The organism is Humibacter sp. RRB41, assembly GCF_022761015.1.
GTDB lineage: Bacteria > Actinomycetota > Actinomycetes > Actinomycetales > Microbacteriaceae > Humibacter.
In genome coordinates this window covers 505,816-523,355 of sequence record NZ_JAKWJQ010000002.1, presented here as the reverse complement: position 1 = coordinate 523,355, position 17,540 = coordinate 505,816, and the positions used below count along the sequence as shown (strand labels likewise).

Sequence of the window (17,540 nt, the reverse complement as noted above, 5' to 3'; positions counted from 1 at the left end):
GCGGGGGCCGAGGAAGCGGCGGGAATCAGGCCGCTTCCCGGCAGACCCCGCACCGGCCTCGCTGTGCCGCCCGCGTTGCGCGACCTGCTCGGCGCGGACGGCATCGACGATGTCGTCTGGGTGAACGAGGCCGGCGGCGTCACCGTTCGTGGTGATCTCGGCGGCGAGTCCGTATTCGCCAAGTGGGCGCCGGCGGGCAGTGAGCTCGACCTGGGAGCCGAGGTCGAGCGATTGGCCTGGGCAGGTGGATACCTGACGGTTCCCACGGTCGTCGACTTCGTCTCCGACGACCGTGGCGATGTGCTGGTGACCAGAGCGCTGGGCGGCGAGAACGCCGTGACCGAGCGCTGGCGTGCCGATCCGGAGCGCGCCGTACGAGCACTCGGCGAGGGCCTGAGGACTCTGCACGACACGTTGCCTCTCGACGGATGCCCGTTCTCGTGGTCGATCGACGCGCGCATCACGCGCAGCCGGGCCGACGGCATCCCGGAGCGCCTCGAACTGCTGGAGGTGCTGCCGCCCGCCCCCGAACCGGGCCGTCTCGTCGTTTGCCACGGTGACGCATGTGCGCCGAACACCCTGCTCGGCGACGATGGATCGGTCACCGGGTATGTCGACCTCGGCCGACTCGGCGTCGCCGACCGATGGGGCGATATCGCCATCGGCGCGTGGAGCACTGAATGGAACTACGGCGCCGGATACACCGACCTGTACTACGAGGCATACGGGGTCGAACCCGACGAGGAGCGCATCGTGTTCTACCGCGCGCTCTGGGACGCGACCTGACGGCAGATCGTGATTGTGCCGTCGGGCACATCCGATGCGCGGGCCCTCGCGACGATAATGGAAAGATGCCCACCTACCGTGACGAAGCCGTCGTGCTGCGCACTCACAAGCTGGGCGAAGCCGACCGCATCGTAACCCTGCTCACGAGGGGCCACGGCAAGGTGCGAGCCGTCGCCAAGGGCGTACGGCGCACCGCGTCGAAGTTCGGCGCGCGGCTCGAGCCGTTCATGGTGGCCGACGTGCAACTGTACGAAGGCCGCAGCCTCGACATCGTGACGCAGGCCGAGTCTCTGGGCTCCTACGGCGCGGACATCGCCGCGGACTACGCCAGCTACACATCGGCGAATGCGATGGTCGAAACCGCTGACCGGCTCACGGAGGCGGAGGGATCGTCGCAGCAGTACCTTCTGCTGATCGGGGCGCTGCGGTCGTTGTCGCGCGGGGAGCACGAGGCATCCCTCACTCTCGACTCCTACCTGCTGCGTGCGCTGTCGCTTGCCGGTTGGGCGCCGAGCTTCGACACGTGCTCGCGCTGCGGCACGGCAGGCGAGCACACGGCGATCGTCGTGCAGCTCGGCGGCGTGGTCTGCTCAGACTGCGCACCGCCAGGAGCCCCCAGGGTGGGGCGCGAGGTGATCGACCTTCTTTCCGCGCTGCTTCGCGGCGACTGGACGGTCGCCGATGCGACGGATGCCTCGACGCGCTCCAAGGCGAGCGGTGTCGTCGCCGCATACACGCAATGGCACCTGGAGCGCGGCCTTCGGTCGCTGCCGTACGTCGCCCGAACCGGAGAGAGTGCATGACGCCGAAGCCCTTCACGCACAGGGACGCCGTCGCCTACCGCCCACTGGACTGGACCGGCGTGTATCCGCCCGCGTTTCCGGCGGTGCCGGAGCACATCGCGATCGTGATGGATGGGAACGGCCGCTGGGCGAATCGGCGAGGCCTCAGCCGCATCGAGGGTCACAAGGCGGGCGAGGAGGTACTCCTCGACGTGATCGCCGGCGCGATTCAGGCCGGAGTCAAACATCTCTCCGTCTACGCGTTCTCGACCGAGAACTGGGCGCGCTCACCCGGTGAGGTGCGATTCCTGATGGGCTACAACCGCGACGTGCTGCACAGGCGCCGCGACCAGCTCAACGAGTGGGGCGTCCGGGTGCGCTGGGCGGGGCGCAAGCCGAGGTTGTGGGGCTCGGTGATCAAGGAGCTCCAGTTCGCTGAGCAGCTCACCCGTCACAATGACGTGCTGACCCTCACGATGTGCGTCAACTACGGCGGACGGGTCGAACTCGTCGATGCGATGCGCGAGATCGCGTCGGAGGTGAGGGCGGGTCGCGTCAAGCCGTCGGCGATCAGCGAGAAGACGATCCGACGCCATCTCTACGTGCCAGACATGCCCGACGTCGACCTCTTCGTGCGCAGCTCCGGAGAGCAGCGAACCTCCAACTTTCTGCTGTGGCAATCGGCGTATGCCGAGATGGTCTTTCTCGACACGCTGTGGCCCGATTTCTCGCGTCAAGAACTGTGGAGGGCGATCGACATCTACCTGTCCCGCGACCGCCGGTTCGGCGGAGCGGTGGACGCGCCGGGCGAGCCCGTGGAGGCTGTCGACGGAATACTCCCGGATCAGTCGGGGTTACCCCAGTCGTGAGTGAACCCATCAAGATCGACGTCTGGTCCGACATAGCATGCCCCTGGTGCTACATCGGCAAGCGCAAGTTCGAGGCGGGCAGCGGCCTCTTCCAGGGCGCAGGCGACGACCGTGCGGTCGAGGTGGAGTACCACAGCTTCGAGCTGAATCCGGAGACGCCGGTGGAGTTCGAGGGCAGCGAGACCGAGTACCTGGCGCAACACAAGGGCATCGATCCTGAGCAGGCGACGCAGATGCTCGATCGCGTGACCGCGATCGCCGAGCAAGCGGGTCTTCACTATGACTTCCCTTCGGTCAAGCACACCAACACCGTTCTAGGGCACCGCCTGATCCACTATGCGAAGGCCCACGGCAAGCAGCTCGAGATGAAGGAACGCCTGCTGAAGGCGCACTTCGTCGAGGGCGGACACGTCGGACATGTCGACGACCTCGCCGACTATGCCGCGGAGGTCGGTCTTGACCGCGACGACGTCGTGCGATCGCTGTCGAGCGACGAGTACCTCGACGCGGTACGCGCAGACGAAGCGCTCGCGCAGGAGTTCGGCATCGGCGGCGTTCCGTTCTTCGTCATCGACGGCAAGTACGGCGTCTCGGGCGCTCAAGAGGCGGCGACGTTCGCCCAGGTGCTCGAGCAGGTCTGGAACGAGCGTTCCTCCGAAGCATCCACGGAGTCGGCGGAGGTCGGAGCATGACCGCGTTGAAGCCGCTCGGCGACCCTAACGCGATCGTGTGCGAGGGTGACGCCTGTGTTCTTCCGACGACCGACGACACATCGGTGGCGACCCACACCGACTAGCCCGTCTCACTTCAGGTCGCACTTTCTGGTGAATCGGACGGCCAATAGAACAGAAAGTGCGACGTGAGCCGGGGGCTTGACGCCGGGCTACTCGGGGTCGGTGATGTCGGCGACGGTGGCACCGTAGGCGCCGATTAACGCGTCGGCATCGACGAACGCGCTGTAGCCGTGCTCGCCTGCGCCCATCGCGATCGTGCGTCCGGCGACACTCGAGTCGGCGAACACAGGCCAGGCCGTCGTCGAACCGAGCGGGGTGATGGTGCCACGTTCGTAACCCGTCGCGTCGAGCGCGAGCGAGGCATCCGGCAGCGACAGCTTGTTCACGCCGACCAATGCACGCAGCTTCGCCCAGGAGATCTTGCGTCCGCCAGGAACCAGCGCGAAGAGATAGTCGCCGTCATGACGCTTCACGACGAGGGTCTTGACGATGTCGTGCGGCTGCAGACCGAGCAAGGCGGCGGCCTCGTGCAGCGAACCCGCCGCCGGCCGCTCGACGATGCGCACCTGAAGCCCGCGCGCTTCTGCATCCTCCAACACCCGGTCACGTCCCTGCGGCATGCGCTCTTCGTTCCTTTCAGGCGCCATCTGAGAGAATCGTGGGTGATGTCTCCCACCGCAACACTAAGCCCGTCGCAGCTGGCCATCGGGTCGCTGCGACTCGACGTGCCCGTCGTGCTGGCGCCGATGGCGGGCATCACGAACACGGCCTTCCGAAGGCTCTGCCGTGAGTTCGGCGCCGGCCTCTATGTGAGCGAAATGATCACCTCGCGCGCACTTGTCGAACGCACGCCGGAATCGATGAGGCTGATCCGTCATCACGAGAGCGAGACGCCTCGTTCGATCCAGCTCTACGGCGTCGACCCGAAGACGGTGGGCGAAGCCGTGACGATGCTCGTCGCGGAGGATCGTGCCGACCACATCGACCTCAACTTCGGCTGTCCGGTGCCCAAGGTGACCCGCAAGGGCGGGGGAGCGGCGCTGCCGTGGAAGCTCGACCTGTTCCGCGACATCGTCGCCAGCGCCGTCGAGGCCGCCGGCTCGCTTCCGCTGACGATCAAGATGCGCAAGGGGATCGACTCCGACCATCTCACGTACCTCGAGGCGGGACGCATCGCCGAGGATGCCGGAGTCGCGTCGATCGCGCTGCACGCGCGCACGGCATCCGAGTTCTACTCCGGCCAGGCCGATTGGTCGGCGATCGCCACTCTCAAAGAGACGGTGACGAGCGTGCCCGTGCTCGGCAACGGCGACATCTGGACGGCTCAGGACGCCGTGCGCATGGTCGAGCAGACCGGATGCGACGGCGTCGTCGTGGGGCGCGGCTGCCTCGGGCGGCCGTGGCTGTTCGGCGACCTCGCCGCCGCCTTCAGGGCTCGCGCCGGCGTGATCAGCCAGGACGAGGCCGACGCCGCGATCGCGCACCCGAACCTCGGAGAAGTGGTCTCAGCATTCCGCAGGCACGCAGAACTGCTCGTCGAGTTCTTCGAGAGCGAGGAACGCGGGTGCCGCGACATCCGTAAGCACGTCGCCTGGTACTTCAAGGGGTACCCGGTCGGCGGTGAACTCCGAGCCAAGCTGGCCACCGTCGAGACGCTGCAGCAGCTTGACGAGTTGCTCGGAACCCTCGACTCCGCGCTGCCGTATCCCGGAGATGACGCCGAGGGACCGCGCGGTCGCGCCGGAACCCCCAAGGTGCCGTCGCTCCCGGACCGCTGGCTCGAATCGCGCACCATCGCCGCCGACCAGCACGCCCAGCTCGCGGAGGCCGAGGTGAACACGAGTGGCGGCTGACATCGACGGCACCCACGATGCCGTGCCAGGCCAGGAGCACCACAACCGATCGGCCGAACAGGCCGGCTACACCGAATTCGACAGAGAACGCTGGCTTCCCGAGCAGCACTCGACCAGGCGTAGCGACTTCGCGAGAGACCGAGCTCGTCTCGTGCACTCCAGCGCGCTGCGCCGTCTCGCCGCGAAGACGCAGGTGCTGTCTCCGGCCGCCGGGCTCGACTTCGCCCGCAACCGGCTCACGCACTCGCTCGAAGTAGCTCAGGTCGGGCGCGAACTGGCGTCCAGCCTCGGACTCGATCCCGACGTGGTCGACACCGCGTGCCTGGCGCACGACATCGGGCACCCGCCGTTCGGCCACAACGGTGAGCGAGCGTTGTCCGAATGGGCGACAGACATCGGCGGCTTCGAAGGCAACGCACAGACACTGAGGCTGCTGACCCGACTCGAGCCGAAGGTGTTCGGGGCTGACGGGCATCCGTATGGGCTCAACCTGACAAGGGCGAGCCTCGACGCGAGCTGCAAGTATCCGTGGCCCGCATCATCGTCGGTCGCAGACCCGAGCGGCCGCGCCAAATTCGGCTTCTACTCCGACGACGAGCCAGCTTTCCACTGGCTCCGCGACGGTGCCCCCGAGCGCGCACGCTGCATCGAGGCGCAGGTGATGGATCTTTCCGACGACATCGCCTACTCGGTGCACGACTTCGAGGATGCCGTCGTGAACGGCTACATCGACGTCGCGGCGTTGAGCAGCCGTGTCGACCACGACAACCTCGTCGGCTCGATGTACGAGTGGATCGGCGGCGAGGTACGCCACGACGAGCTGATCGCGGCCTTCGATCGCCTCGACAACCTGGATGCCTGGCTCGACACCTGGGACGGCTCGCGTCGTGCCCAGGCGCGACTCAAGAACCTGACCAGTCAGCTGATCGGTCGGTTCGCCGTAGCGTCCGCCCGCGCCACCCGCGACGCACACCCGCACGGCAGCCTGATCAGGTTCGGCGCCGATGTCGTCGTCCCCCGCGAGATCCAGGCCGAGATCGCGGTGCTCAAGGGCATCGTCGCGACGTTCGTGATGTCGCGCAACACCAGGCAGCCGATCTACGCCAGGCAGCGCACAATGCTCTCCGAGCTCGCAGACGTACTGCTGGCGTCGGGCGAGGACGAGCTCGATCCGGGCTTCGCGGAGGACTGGCGCCAGGCATCCGACGACGCGGAGCGCAAGCGGGCGGTCGTCGATCAGGTGGCCAGCCTCACCGACCAGTCGGCCATCGCCTGGTTCGAGAGGCTGTGCCGCTAGACCTTTTGCGCGCCGGCGTCGACCGGAAGCTTGGCCGAGTACGGCGCCCGTATGGCCTCCGCCTCGCAGAGCGTCTCGCCCTTCACATGCTTCCGCTTCATCCCCAGGCCTCCGGCTCGCGCAGAGTGGTGGGGCAGCGTCAGTAGACTCGTCGCCATGGCAGGCCGGATTCGACAGAGCGATGTCGAAGAGGTCAAGGCCAGAACGAACATCGCCGACATCGTCGGCGACTATGTCGCCCTCAAGCCGGCGGGCGTCGGGTCGCTGAAGGGCCTCTGCCCCTTCCACGACGAGCGAAGCCCGAGTTTCAACGTGCGCCCGCAGGTGGGGCTCTATCACTGCTTCGGATGCGGCGAGGGCGGCGACGTCTACGAGTTCCTGCAGAAGATGGATCACGTCACGTTCGGCGAGGCGGTCGAACGCCTTGCGGGCCGACTCGGCTACACGCTGCATTACGAGGATGGCGGTCCGGCAGCTGCCGAGACCGGCAACCGGGCGCGCCTGATCGCCGCCAACGCCGCAGCAGAGGAGTTCTTCCGGGAGCGGCTCGGCGCATCAGACGCGGATGCCGGCCGCCGCTTCCTCGGCGAGCGCGGTTTCGACCCAGGGGCGGCCGAGCGCTTCGGCGTCGGCTACGCGCCGAACACCTGGGACTCGCTCGGCTCCCACCTGCGGGGCAGAGGTTTCACCGCGGAGGAGCTTGCGGCATCCGGACTGGTCTCGACGGGCGAGCGCGGCAGCGCGTACGACCGCTTCAGGGGGCGCGTCATCTGGCCGATTCGCGACGTCACAGGACAGACCGTCGGGTTCGGCGCCAGGCGGTTGTTCGACGACGACAAGGGCCCGAAGTACCTGAACACCCCGGAGACGCCGGTCTACCACAAGGCACAGGTGCTCTACGGGCTCGATCTCGCCAAACGTGAGATCTCGCGTTCGCACCGCGTCGTGGTGGTGGAGGGCTACACGGATGTGATGGCCTGCCATCTCGCAGGCGTCGGCACCGCGGTCGCCACGTGCGGCACCTCGTTCGGCGTCGACCACATCAAGGTGCTGCGCAGGGTGCTCGGCGACGACAGCGGCATCGGCGAGGTCGTCTTCACCTTCGACCCGGATGACGCAGGCCAGAAGGCGGCGTTGCGTGCGTTCGGCGAGGAACAGCGATTCGCCGCGCAGACGTATGTGGCGGTCGGACCCGAGGGTCTCGACCCGTGCGACCTGCGCCTCAAGCAAGGCGATGCCGCGGTGCAGCACATGATCGACTCGAAGCGGCCGATGTTCGAATTCGTGATCAGGCAGGCGCTCGGCAAGTACGACCTCGAGACGGTCGAAGGACGTGTCGCAGCGCTCCGCGAGTGCGCACCGATCGTGGCGGGCATTCGCGATCCTGCGCTGCGGCCCGGCTACACGCGGCAGCTCACGCGCATGCTCGGCTCCGAACTCGGCGAGGTGCAGCAGGCGGTCCAGCAGGCCGCCCGACAGACTCAGAGCGGCCGTACCGGCCGGCCGGGGCAGGATGAGCGCACGTCTGGTGAGGCGCGTCGCGACGGCACAGACGGGGCACAACGGGCGGAGCCGGCCGCGTCTCTCGCGAACATCGGCTCCGACCCTGCGACCAGGCTCGAACGCGACGCACTGATGGCGGTGCTGCAGTATCCGCAGCACGTGCAGGCCGAGCGCGTCGGCGCGCTGGTGCAGGCATCCTTCTCCAATGCGTCCCTCGCCGTCGTGCGCGACGCGATCGCCGCGAACATCGACCAGTACACCGGCCCCGGCTGGGTGGACCGCATCACGAACGATGTGCCGCCCCCGTTCGTCGACCTGGTTCGACAGCTGAGCGTCGCGCCGATCCCCGCGAGGGACGAGGCCGGTGCCGCGTTGTTCTCGACCTCGGTGGTGGCGTCACTTCTCGATCGCGAGCTGCTGCGGCGCAAGGCGACAGCCCTCGGCAGGCTGCAGCGTGCAGATCCGGCGGACCGTGAGGCCTACTCCGCCGTTCAGCGTGAGCTACTCGAGATCGATCAACAGAGGGCTCGCCTGCGCGGAGAGTGAAGGCGGCCGACCGCGCGAATAAGCTGTCGGTCATGCACCTCGGAGTCACGGTATGACCGCCCAGAAATTCCGCGACCCGATCGTACTCAGTGACATTTCTGCTGAATACCCGCCGCACGGCGCATCGGCAGGATGCGTCGCCCTGCGCGGCATCAGCCTTCGCGTGAAGCCGGGCGAGGTGCTCGGCATCCTCGGCGAGAGCGGGTCGGGCAAGAGCACCCTCGCCCGCATCATCTCCGCCAACGCGGGTGCGGACGGCGGTGCGTCTCCGCGCATCACGGGCGGAGATGCCACGGTGATGGGCTATTCGATCCGCAAGCTGAAGGCTCGTGATCGCGATCGACTGACCTTCCACGTCGGCTATTTGCAGCAGGATGCCGGCACGCGCCTGGATCGCACCTCCACCGTCGCAGAGCTGGTGGCCGGCCCGATCTTCGAGCGCGACAAGCACTTCAGCCGTCGCGACGCGGGCGTTAGGAGCGCATCGATGCTCGATGCCGTTCACCTTCCGCTCGGCGTGCTGGACAAATATCCGTACGAACTCAGCGGTGGCCAGCGACAGCGCGTCGCGATCGCCAGGGCACTCGTGCTCGACCCGGCGTTGCTCGTCGCCGACGAGCCGACCGCCGGCATCGACGTCACCGTGCGCGACTCGGTCGTCGATCTGCTGGCGCAGCTGCACGGGCTGCACGATTTCGCCGCTGTGATCGTCAGCCACGACGCCAGGGTGCTGCGCAATGCGACGGCCACCGTCGCCGTTCTGCAGTCCGGATCGCTCGTCGGCTACGGCACGATGCAGGATGTCTTCACCGCGCCGACCCACCCGTACGTCGCGCGACTGGCCGCGGCTCTTCGCCTCAGCGAATAGCGCGCAAAGCGCCGCGCCGCGCCGCCGCCGACTCGATTTGTACCCTGCGCGCGCTTTGGTAAAGTAGGGGAGCCCGCACGGGCGATCCTCGTTAGCTCAATTGGCAGAGCAGCCGGCTGTTAACCGGCAGGTTGGTGGTTCGAGTCCACCACGGGGAGCTTCTTTGGCCCAGTCTCTTCGGAGGCTGGGCCTTTTTTGTTGTCCGGATTGATCGCGAGTAGCTCGGCGAAGAGCTCTTCTGGGGCCATGCGGATGACGGGCGCGAGGATCTCGATGTCGGCCATCGTGAGTGCGGTGGTGCCCTTGAATCGGGTCTCAAGGACACCGCGTCCGATGCCCGTGCGTGTCTCGAGCTTGCGGAGGGACCACGGCTCGAAGAGGTCGCGAAGGTGTGCGGCACGTGCGTGCTGGATGGCGTCTGCGGTAGTGCTTGGAACTACATTCGTCATGAACCTGAGCGTACGGATTATCTGACGTTCTGTCAAGGATTCCCGACAGTCTGCTACGGGAAGCTGTCAGGACGGCGAGACACGGCGTCAATGCTGCTTGCGCATGACATGGAATCCTGTCACAGTGGCGGACATGCAGGACGAGCTGACAGTGATTGCCGACAGGGTGCGTGGCATCGCAGCAGAGAAGCGCAAGGACCAGAAGGCAGTCGCAGCGGTTCTCGAGATCTCTCGACAGTCAGTCAATCAGCGGTTCCTCGGTCGCATCCCGTTCACGGGTCCTGAGCTGCTTCGGCTTGCCGACGCGTGGGACGTGGACGTGGCGAGGTTCTTCCCGGCGCGTGACGAACAGCGGGTTGATCGAGCGCGAGCGGCGTAGACGGCCGTGGCCGGCATCCCCCCATGTCGGCCGCGGTCCCCATCAGACATCACATCGATCGAAGGGCGATCACGGTGAAGCAGGCAATGGAGATGCTGCGCGAGCTGCAGGAGGCTCGCGGGCTGGTCCCGGAGTGGGAGCTAGCGGAGCGGGCGAGGGCGGTCTTCGAGCGGTCGGAGATGCGGCCGCTCGAGTTGGCGGAGTTCCTCTCGGCGAAGGGTTTGAGGGGTGCGCGTTTGGCGCATGCGATGGGTTCGTTCCCGAAGGTGGTCGCGAGGACGTATCGGGAGCGTTACGGGTTCGATCCGATCAAGATGGTGCAGCCGTTGGCTGGCGATCTGCGGATGGTGAACGCGTACGTCGAGGACGATCGGGAGCTGATCGAGTCGGCGTTCCGGGTGTGGCGTGGCCGGGACTTCGATGCGGTGATGGCCGGTCTGAATCGGATCTCGCGCGAGCAGGAAGCGGATAACGCGAACGAGCTCGCGACGGGGCTTGTGGCGCACAGGTTGGCGTCGCTGCTTGTCGGCGCTGAGGCGGTTGCGTCGTGAGCCGCGAGGAGCGCGGAGTCCTGACCGTCCGCGTCGTCTGGTGGTCAGTGTTCGTCGCCTCGCTGGCCGGGATGCTCGTGTCCGCGGTGCTGGGGCTTTGGCTGCTGACGGTGTGCGTGGCTGTGGCACTTGGTTGCCTGGTCATCGCGATCGGTGTGCGTCTCCTGATGGAGGACGACGATGCCGACGACTGATGCCTCATCTGATGTCGACGTTCTTTCACTGCTCGACTTTGACCTCTCGTGCGAAATGCATCCGTCGGACATGCCGGAGTGCCAGGCGCCGGCGGTGGGCGTTTTCCGCTGCCTGCGGTGCGGCGTCGAGACGGCGTGCTCGCAGAGATGCTTCGACCTGATCCTGGTTGCTGCCGCGAGGGCACGTCGACTGAGTCAGTTACTGACGTGCACGAAGTGCGAGCAGGCGGAGATGGCGCTGCGTGATCTGTTCGAGTGGCTTCCGTTCGGGAGTGTCCGGTGAGCGCCGCGGTGGCAGGGGTTGACCCGTCGATCAGTTCGACCGGCGTCGTCCATCTGGGCGAGCACACGCAGCGCTTCGACCGTGTGCAGTCGAAGCCGGCGGGCGACGCGTTGTCGGCTCGGCTGGAGCGGTTGCGTCGGCAGGCGATCGGTGTGGTCCGCAGCGTGGAGCTGGGAGCTGCCGCCTCGAAGTCGACTGTCGTTCTCGTGGTTATCGAGGGCCCGGCGTACGGGTCGAACAACCAGATGACGCACATGCTGGCCGGGTTCTGGTGGCTGCTGGTGCACGGGCTGGAGCAGATCGCACCGGTCGCTGTGGTGCAGCCGGGGATGCTCAAGAAGTTCGCGACTGGGAATGGTCGGGCTGGCAAGGACGAGATGCTCGCGGCCGCCATCAGGGCGTTCCCGGCGGGGGAGATCAGGAACAACGACGTCGCGGATGCGGCGGCCCTTGCGGCGATTGGCGCCGCGCATTTGGGCATCGAGTTTGGCGGCGGGTTCGCGTCGTCTGGGCGGGACAGTGTGCGGGCCGTGCACTGGCCCATTGCGAAGGGAGAACGGTCGTGAGCTTGGCATTGAAGGTGCACTCGAACGTCGCGGATGCGGCGACGGGGCGCGTGCGGGGCAAGGTCCGGAAGGTGCTCGAAGCGCCGCAGCGGATGACGGGGTCGGAGGGGAAGTTCCTCATCGAGTGGGAGCACGGCGTGAAGGCCGAGGTTCCGGGTGAGCACCTCATTGCGCGGTACTCGTCGCACTCGAACGGTTGGAAGCCGTTCTGATGTCGACGGCGGCGAGGAAGGCGCGGAAGCGCGGCGGAGTGAAGTTCGAGCACAAGCCGAAGGTGGGCACTCCGATCACGGAGCGCGCCTGGTTCCAGGCCAACGTCCCGGGTGCGTTCGGTACTCGGCATTCGAGCGAGTTCCGCTCGCGATCGAACAAGAAGCGTGCCGCGGCGCTCGAGGCGCGCGGCCTGAGCACGGAGGGATACGAGCGATGAGTGACACGAAGTTGAAGGGCGCGCTTCCGAAGGATGACGAGGCGAATGGGCTGGCCGGATCTGAGTGGGCGAATCGTCTGCTGGATGATCCGCAGAAGCAGCACGTCGCGGTGATCACGTTCGTGACGGCGAAGAAGGACACGGACTTCGCGTCGGGGAAGGTTACGGCGACGGCGCAGATCACGCGTATCGAGCCGGTGGCTGATGAAGCTGAGGCGCAGGTGCTGCTGAACAAGCTGTTCGATCTGGCGTCGGCGAGGACGGGGAGGACACAGCTGGACATCCCTGAGCCGGTGAAGGGCGCCGCGGTGCTCGACCTGAACGCAGGTCGCGGCGACGATGACTTCGACGGCGGCGACGCGGCGTGACCATGACTGATGTGAGCGTGCCGGCCGTTCTGGCCGAGCTGGAGTCTCGGGCGGGCGCGTCCGATACGGACAGGCTGGCATGGCTTGCAGAGCGTCGTCGTGGGATCACGGCGACGGAGGTCCGGGATCTGGTCATCGGCGCGAAGTCGATGCAGCCCCTGATCAACGAGAAGCTGTCGGACGAGCCGACACCTGATCTCTCGCACGTGCCGGTCATTGGCTGGGGGAGAACGCGCGAGCCGGTCATTGCTGAGCGTCTCCGTGGCGAGGGCTTCGAGCCGGAGTCGCGTGTATTCCGGCATCCGTCGAATGCGCGGCACCTGGCATCGCCTGACGGCATCCGGCTCGACTTCGACGAGCAGCTGCAGGTGTCGGAGATCAAGACGTGCTGGGAGGATCTGCCGCCGGGGTCCCCGCACATGGCGAAGAAGGGGTACGCGATCCAGTGCCAGTGGGTCATGTACGTGATTGGTGCGACCGGTTGCCGGTTCGTGGTCGAGGAGCGCATCGAGCTCCCAGACGGATCGTTCACGGCGGGAGAGCTGCACCGGTATTGGCTGCAGCGCGACGACTTCCTCATCGATGACCTGGTGGCGAAGGCGGATGAGTTCCTCGAGGAGCTGGACCGTCAGCGTTCCGACGGAAAGCCGGATGTCGACGAGGAGCTCGACACCTTCGCGGTCGATGTCCTGCGGTTCCGTGAGGCGGAGTCGGACGCAAAGAAGGCGAAGGAACAGGCCTGGTCTGCGTTGACGTCGCGGATGGGGGAGAAGCCGTTCTCGCAGAAGTCGTCGATGGCTCAGGTGTCGTGGACGCCTGGCGATGACGCCGATGTCGAGGAGCCGGATGTGCAGGCGGCGAAGGACGCTGATCCGGAGTTGTTCGCGGAGGTGCAGTCGTTGTCGAAGCGGTGGAACGAGCATCAGGCGCTGTTCAAGCGGACGGTGACGAAGTCGAAGCCGGGCCGGCTGACGGTGACGGGTGTGAAGGGAGCGACGAAGTGACGACGAACCACAACAACCCGATGCTGGGTCAGGTGCTGCTCAAGAGTGTGCGGTTTGACAGCGGGTACGACGTGCTCGCGTCGCTTGAGCGGACCGACGACATCGACGAAGCAAACGCGATCACGTCGAAGACGTCGGATCTGGGGGATGGCGTGCACAAGTTGCTGCTCGACATCGACCTTCCGGTGCAGGTGTTCCCGTCGAGCACGCCGGGGCATTTCCACCTCTACATCGATCATCCGATCCAGGGCTTCCAGGAGAAGGTCGTGCCGATCATCGACGCTCTCGCGGCTGCGGGAATCGTTGAGCAGGGGTATGCGGCCGCGTGCCGCGATCAGGGGTTCACGACGCTTCGGTTGCCGTGGGTCAAGAAGGAGATGGCGGCATGACGGACGCACTTGCGCTCTTGCCGCAGTCGGCGGACAAGCAGGCGTGGAACCCGCAACAGACGGCGCTCATGGAGTCGCTCGGGCTGCGTGGCGAGAAGAACGTGAAGCGAGGTAGCTCGTGGACGAAGGAGACGTTCGAGGCGCCGCAGTCGATCGTGGAGGCGTTCCTCTACCAGATCCGCCGCACTGGGTTGGACCCTGTGGCTCGGCAGATCTACTGCATCGAGCGCGGCGGCAAGTGGGGCATTCAGGCCTCGATCGATGGGTTCCGATTGATCGCTGAGCGGTCGAAGGAATACACCGGGCAGACGCCGGTGCAGTGGACGGCTGATGGTGTCACGTGGTTGGACGTGTGGCTGGCTACGACGCCGCCTGCGGCTGCGCGGGTTGGCATCTACCGTCGGGGGTTCACGGAGCCTGTGTGGGCTGTGGCGACCTATTCCGGGTATGTCCCGAGGGATCGGGATGGGAACGCGAAGCCGTCCGGTCAATGGGCTGCGAACTCGTCGAATCAGTTGGCGAAGTGCGCTGAGATGCTCGGGTTGCGGAAGGCGTTCCCGCAGGACCTCTCCGGCATCTATGGCACGGAGGAGATGGATCAGGCTGCGCCCGCGAAGGACGCACCGGAGCCTGCTCGTCGGCCTGAGCCGCCGGCGCCGACGCGATCGCGTGACTGGGTGGGTCTGGCGTCGAGGTGTCGCGACCGGGACACGTTGCGTGCTCTCTATGCGGAAGCGGAGTCGGCTGGCGAGCTGAACCTGGCGGCGACAGACGGGCCGGATGGTCCGTCGGTGAAGCAGGTGTTCTGGCAGTTGCGCGAGCACCTCCCGGAGCCTGATGTCACGCCGGCAGAAGAGACCAAGTCGGACGACGACGTGGTGGATGCCGAGGTCGTCGAAGAGCCTGTGACGGAGTGGCCGACGGCGACGCCCGGCGAGGGCAACCCGGACGAGCTGATCTGAGATGGCTGTCGAGATGGAGCCGGGCACCGCCCCGCTGGAGCCCGATGTCATCGATGCGTTGGCTGAGGTTGGCATCTACTCACCTGATCCGACGGACGAGCTGCATCGACGTCTTGTCGATGCGCTCCGTCGGACCCGGGGAGAGCCAGACGGCATCCGGTTCACGGCGATGCGGTGGGTGTACTCGTGGGCGTTCGAGAAGGCAGGCGATGAGTTCGCGGTGGCGAAGTCGGAGTACGAGGCGAAGGTCGCGAAGGCGGTCATCCGGTTTCGGGATGACGGTGAGCGGTCGGGGGAGATGTGCACGAGACGCGCTGAGGCGACGGATGAGGTGCAGCAGGCGAATCTGCGGTATCGGGTCGCTGAGCAGCGTGAGCGTCTGGCGAGGAAGCGGCTGGACACGATGGCTGACCAGATCAAGGTGTGGCAGAGCGTGAATGCGGATAGGCGTGCGGCGGATCAGTTCCACGCACGGACGGCTTGAGAGGGATTCGGAATGCCTGAGGAATTGGTGTTCGTGTTGGCGTTGGTCGTCGGTGGGGCTGTTGTGCTTGCCGCGTTCGTCGCCGTGGTGGTGGCCGCGATGTTGCGGTTTTTCCGCCGGTTGGATGATGCGGGCGATCCGCTGTCAAAGGATGCGGAGGACGTCCGATGAGCGAGTGGCCAGACCGGCTGGATGTCGGTCCGATCAGGGAGTGGCCGGGGGAGTTGACGCCGCAGTCGCGTAAGAAGGTCGCACCGTTCAAGACGAGCGAGTTCGATTCGTACAGGCGGCGCTCAGTGCCGTTGTGGTCAACGCTCGAGTTGCTCGATCGCGAGCTGCGGATGCTCGGCGCGACGAACCAGGTGATGCTGGTGGCGATTTCGCCGGCGGACTTCCGGCTCGATGGGAAGCCGCGTGCGCAGGCGAAGGCTGAGCATTCGGGTGTGATCTTGTCGTTCACGACGAAGCTGGGCGACCTGTCGTATCCGTGCGACACGTTCACGACGTGGACGGACAACCTGCGCGCGATCGCTCTCGCGCTTGAGGCGCTGCGGAAGGTCGACCGGTACGGGGTGACGTCGCACGGCGAGCAGTACCGCGGCTTCCTCGCACTCGAGGCGACGGCGATCCCGGGCGGGTTCGCGACCACCGACGATGCGCTCGCGTTCCTCGGCAAGTTCATCGGTCTTGGCCATGCTGAGATGCGTCTCATCGCTGGCGCGCCGAGTCGTGCGCTCCGTCGAGCGCAGCGAGAAGCACACCCGGACACAGGCGGCGATGCGGCGATGTTCCAGCGGGTGACGCTCGCTGAGGCGAAGCTCCGCGAGGAAGGACTGCTGTGAGCCCGGAGGAGCAGGTAGAGCGGGCCGTGCAGCGGTGCCTGGGGCGTGCCGAGTACCGGTTCGATGTCGCGATCGCGGAGCTGCGGGGAGAGCCTCGGCCGGAGTCGCCAGAGGAGCGAGCAGCGCGTGAGCTGCGGGAGTCGTGGGCGGCGGTGGGTCGCTACTTCGGTGAGGCAGCGAAGGTGCTCGCCTCTCTCGTGAACGCGTTCGGTAATGCTTTCGCTGCGGCGGTGACTCGTGATTGACGGTGGTGTTGAGGGTGTTCTCGCCTATCTGGATGGTGCGATCGGGGAACTGCACTTCGGTGCGCAGGGAGCACTTCTGACGTCGGGTGTGATCTCGATGTTGCAGGAGATCCGTCGAGGGCTCGCGGAGCGTCCGGAGTGGTCACAGGTGACGGAGGGCAATCTCCGCGCCGAGCTGGCCGCCTCACGGCTCGAGCTGGTGCATTACCAGCATCAGGCGGAGATAGCCGCGTCGATCTTCTCGGGCGCTCTAGAGATGGAGCGAGACAAGACCGAGCGCGCACGTCGCATCGCGGTTCGCCTCGAAGGGGAACTGGCATATGCGAGGAGTGGTCGAGCATGAGCGCCGCGGATCTGTTCGAGGACGGGTTCCCGCATGGGACACCGCAGGGCTTCGAGCGCGGGTGCCGTGGGGGTGCGTGCCCGGCGAAGGTCGAGCGGGGTCTGTCGTGTCGTGAGGCGAAGACGCGTGCGGCGTGGGATGCGGAGTTCGCGGCGGCGTGTGCTCGGGGCGAGTTCCCGGGTGCCGAGGAGTTCACCCCTCGGGTGAAGAGCGGGGGCGTGAAGCCGAGTGAGGAGCCGATCGTGAAGAAGATCGTCGAGGTAGAGATGCCTGCCGTGCCTGAGTCTGAGCTGCCGGTGACGCTTCAGCCTGCGGATGGCATTCCGCATGGCACGGCGAGCGGCTATTACCGGTGCAAGAGGACGAACGGTGAGGCATGCCGGCCGTGCAAGGACGCGATCAACGCGCACCAGAAGTCGAACACGGCGCGTCGCAAGGCGGAGGCCGAGAAGAAGCGTGCCGTGGAGGAGGCGTTCGCGCACGACGACATCGCTGGTTCAGTTGAGAAGCTTTCGGAGGACGCAGTCGCGCTGGCTGAGGTCGTCGACGTGGAGCCGTTCACTGCGTCGGCCGACGTGTGGGGTGCGATGGAATCCGAGCTGCGTGGTCTCCGTGAGTCGGTCGCGGATTGGTCTGATCGCGCGACGACGCGGCAGAAGCGGATCGTGGAGCTCGAGCGTGAGAACGCGGACCTGCGTGCGATGAGTGAGTTCGAGCCGGCGGTGCCGAAGTTGGGCTTGCTGCCTGCCCCGGTGCAGGTGGCTGTCGGCCAGTCGGTCACGATCACGATCAAGGTCGGTGCCTGATGAGCGA

At 66.4% G+C, this 17,540-nt stretch carries 26 protein-coding genes and 1 tRNA gene; 26 read left to right on the top strand and 1 reads right to left on the bottom strand.

The window, feature by feature from the left end:
* The first annotated feature begins 63 nt into the window (after window positions 1–63).
* The 4 genes from MJ603_RS08450 to MJ603_RS08435 all read left to right on the top strand — a co-directional run bounded on the left by MJ603_RS08450 (window position 64) and on the right by MJ603_RS08435 (window position 3,129).
* Window positions 64–786 (top strand): aminoglycoside 3'-phosphotransferase, encoded by a 723-nt coding sequence (locus MJ603_RS08450; RefSeq protein WP_243063244.1) that lies wholly within the window; start codon window positions 64–66, stop codon window positions 784–786.
* A 65-nt stretch (window positions 787–851) separates the two neighbouring features.
* Window positions 852–1,589 carry a DNA repair protein RecO gene (gene recO / locus MJ603_RS08445; protein WP_243063243.1) on the top strand — a complete coding sequence of 246 codons (738 nt, stop codon included), beginning with the start codon at window positions 852–854 and terminating at the stop codon, window positions 1,587–1,589.
* Window positions 1,586–2,437: an isoprenyl transferase gene (locus tag MJ603_RS08440; protein ID WP_243063242.1), complete on the top strand. Its 852-nt coding sequence runs from the start codon at window positions 1,586–1,588 to the stop codon at window positions 2,435–2,437. Before recO ends, MJ603_RS08440 begins: the two co-directional genes overlap by 4 nt.
* Window positions 2,434–3,129, top strand: a complete 696-nt coding sequence (locus tag MJ603_RS08435; protein WP_243063241.1) for a DsbA family protein — start codon at window positions 2,434–2,436, stop codon at window positions 3,127–3,129. The genes MJ603_RS08440 and MJ603_RS08435 overlap by 4 nt, the downstream gene beginning before the upstream one ends.
* Window positions 3,130–3,320: 191 nt before the next feature.
* On the opposite strand, the gene MJ603_RS08430 is transcribed toward MJ603_RS08435, so the two are convergent.
* A complete protein-coding gene (locus tag MJ603_RS08430; protein ID WP_243063240.1) occupies window positions 3,321–3,791 on the bottom strand; it encodes an aminoacyl-tRNA deacylase in 471 nt (156 codons plus the stop codon).
* 45 nt (window positions 3,792–3,836) lie between these two features.
* Here MJ603_RS08430 and dusB point away from each other — a divergent pair, with 45 nt between their 5' ends.
* The 22 genes from dusB to MJ603_RS08320 all read left to right on the top strand — a co-directional run bounded on the left by dusB (window position 3,837) and on the right by MJ603_RS08320 (window position 17,533).
* On the top strand, window positions 3,837–5,024 hold the full coding sequence (dusB, locus tag MJ603_RS08425; protein WP_243063239.1) for a tRNA dihydrouridine synthase DusB: 1,188 nt from the start codon (window positions 3,837–3,839) through the stop codon (window positions 5,022–5,024).
* Window positions 5,025–5,046: 22 nt separating this feature from the next.
* Entirely contained in the window at window positions 5,047–6,321 is a 1,275-nt protein-coding gene (locus tag MJ603_RS08420) for a deoxyguanosinetriphosphate triphosphohydrolase (RefSeq protein ID WP_243063310.1), read from the top strand.
* A gap of 156 nt (window positions 6,322–6,477) precedes the next feature.
* Window positions 6,478–8,370 (top strand): DNA primase, encoded by a 1,893-nt coding sequence (gene dnaG / locus MJ603_RS08415; protein ID WP_243063238.1) that lies wholly within the window; start codon window positions 6,478–6,480, stop codon window positions 8,368–8,370.
* 52 nt (window positions 8,371–8,422) lie between these two features.
* On the top strand, window positions 8,423–9,238 hold the full coding sequence (locus MJ603_RS08410; RefSeq protein WP_243063237.1) for an ATP-binding cassette domain-containing protein: 816 nt from the start codon (window positions 8,423–8,425) through the stop codon (window positions 9,236–9,238).
* 85 nt (window positions 9,239–9,323) lie between these two features.
* Window positions 9,324–9,396 (top strand) — tRNA-Asn (locus MJ603_RS08405).
* Between the two features lie 415 nt (window positions 9,397–9,811).
* Entirely contained in the window at window positions 9,812–10,066 is a 255-nt protein-coding gene (locus tag MJ603_RS08400; RefSeq protein ID WP_243063236.1) for a helix-turn-helix domain-containing protein, read from the top strand.
* A gap of 23 nt (window positions 10,067–10,089) precedes the next feature.
* Window positions 10,090–10,617: a hypothetical protein gene (locus MJ603_RS08395; RefSeq protein ID WP_243063235.1), complete on the top strand. Its 528-nt coding sequence runs from the start codon at window positions 10,090–10,092 to the stop codon at window positions 10,615–10,617.
* Entirely contained in the window at window positions 10,614–10,811 is a 198-nt protein-coding gene (locus MJ603_RS08390) for a hypothetical protein (protein ID WP_243063234.1), read from the top strand. Before MJ603_RS08395 ends, MJ603_RS08390 begins: the two co-directional genes overlap by 4 nt.
* On the top strand, window positions 10,798–11,094 hold the full coding sequence (locus tag MJ603_RS08385) for a hypothetical protein (protein WP_243063233.1): 297 nt from the start codon (window positions 10,798–10,800) through the stop codon (window positions 11,092–11,094). The genes MJ603_RS08390 and MJ603_RS08385 overlap by 14 nt, the downstream gene beginning before the upstream one ends.
* Window positions 11,091–11,660, top strand: coding sequence for a hypothetical protein (locus MJ603_RS08380; protein WP_243063232.1), 570 nt, complete (start codon window positions 11,091–11,093; stop codon window positions 11,658–11,660). The genes MJ603_RS08385 and MJ603_RS08380 overlap by 4 nt, the downstream gene beginning before the upstream one ends.
* Window positions 11,657–11,872, top strand: a complete 216-nt coding sequence (locus MJ603_RS08375; protein WP_243063231.1) for a hypothetical protein — start codon at window positions 11,657–11,659, stop codon at window positions 11,870–11,872. The genes MJ603_RS08380 and MJ603_RS08375 overlap by 4 nt, the downstream gene beginning before the upstream one ends.
* Window positions 11,872–12,090: a hypothetical protein gene (locus MJ603_RS08370; RefSeq protein ID WP_243063230.1), complete on the top strand. Its 219-nt coding sequence runs from the start codon at window positions 11,872–11,874 to the stop codon at window positions 12,088–12,090. The genes MJ603_RS08375 and MJ603_RS08370 overlap by 1 nt, the downstream gene beginning before the upstream one ends.
* A complete protein-coding gene (locus MJ603_RS08365; protein ID WP_243063229.1) occupies window positions 12,087–12,458 on the top strand; it encodes a hypothetical protein in 372 nt (123 codons plus the stop codon). The genes MJ603_RS08370 and MJ603_RS08365 overlap by 4 nt, the downstream gene beginning before the upstream one ends.
* A gap of 2 nt (window positions 12,459–12,460) precedes the next feature.
* Window positions 12,461–13,462: a YqaJ viral recombinase family protein gene (locus MJ603_RS08360; protein WP_243063228.1), complete on the top strand. Its 1,002-nt coding sequence runs from the start codon at window positions 12,461–12,463 to the stop codon at window positions 13,460–13,462.
* Entirely contained in the window at window positions 13,459–13,851 is a 393-nt protein-coding gene (locus tag MJ603_RS08355) for a hypothetical protein (protein ID WP_243063227.1), read from the top strand. The genes MJ603_RS08360 and MJ603_RS08355 overlap by 4 nt, the downstream gene beginning before the upstream one ends.
* The gene (locus MJ603_RS08350; RefSeq protein WP_243063226.1) at window positions 13,848–14,813 is read left to right on the top strand and encodes a recombinase RecT; all 966 of its coding nucleotides are present in this window, start codon (window positions 13,848–13,850) and stop codon (window positions 14,811–14,813) included. The genes MJ603_RS08355 and MJ603_RS08350 overlap by 4 nt, the downstream gene beginning before the upstream one ends.
* Window position 14,814: 1 nt before the next feature.
* A complete protein-coding gene (locus MJ603_RS08345) occupies window positions 14,815–15,297 on the top strand; it encodes a hypothetical protein (protein WP_243063225.1) in 483 nt (160 codons plus the stop codon).
* Window positions 15,298–15,309: 12 nt separating this feature from the next.
* A complete protein-coding gene (locus MJ603_RS08340) occupies window positions 15,310–15,468 on the top strand; it encodes a hypothetical protein (protein WP_243063224.1) in 159 nt (52 codons plus the stop codon).
* Complete coding sequence (locus tag MJ603_RS08335; protein ID WP_243063223.1) at window positions 15,465–16,139, top strand: hypothetical protein; 675 nt, start codon at window positions 15,465–15,467, stop codon at window positions 16,137–16,139. The genes MJ603_RS08340 and MJ603_RS08335 overlap by 4 nt, the downstream gene beginning before the upstream one ends.
* Window positions 16,136–16,384, top strand: coding sequence for a hypothetical protein (locus tag MJ603_RS08330; RefSeq protein WP_243063222.1), 249 nt, complete (start codon window positions 16,136–16,138; stop codon window positions 16,382–16,384). Before MJ603_RS08335 ends, MJ603_RS08330 begins: the two co-directional genes overlap by 4 nt.
* On the top strand, window positions 16,377–16,727 hold the full coding sequence (locus MJ603_RS08325; protein WP_243063221.1) for a hypothetical protein: 351 nt from the start codon (window positions 16,377–16,379) through the stop codon (window positions 16,725–16,727). The genes MJ603_RS08330 and MJ603_RS08325 overlap by 8 nt, the downstream gene beginning before the upstream one ends.
* Entirely contained in the window at window positions 16,724–17,533 is an 810-nt protein-coding gene (locus MJ603_RS08320) for a hypothetical protein (protein WP_243063220.1), read from the top strand. Before MJ603_RS08325 ends, MJ603_RS08320 begins: the two co-directional genes overlap by 4 nt.
* The last annotated feature ends 7 nt before the right edge of the window (window positions 17,534–17,540 follow it).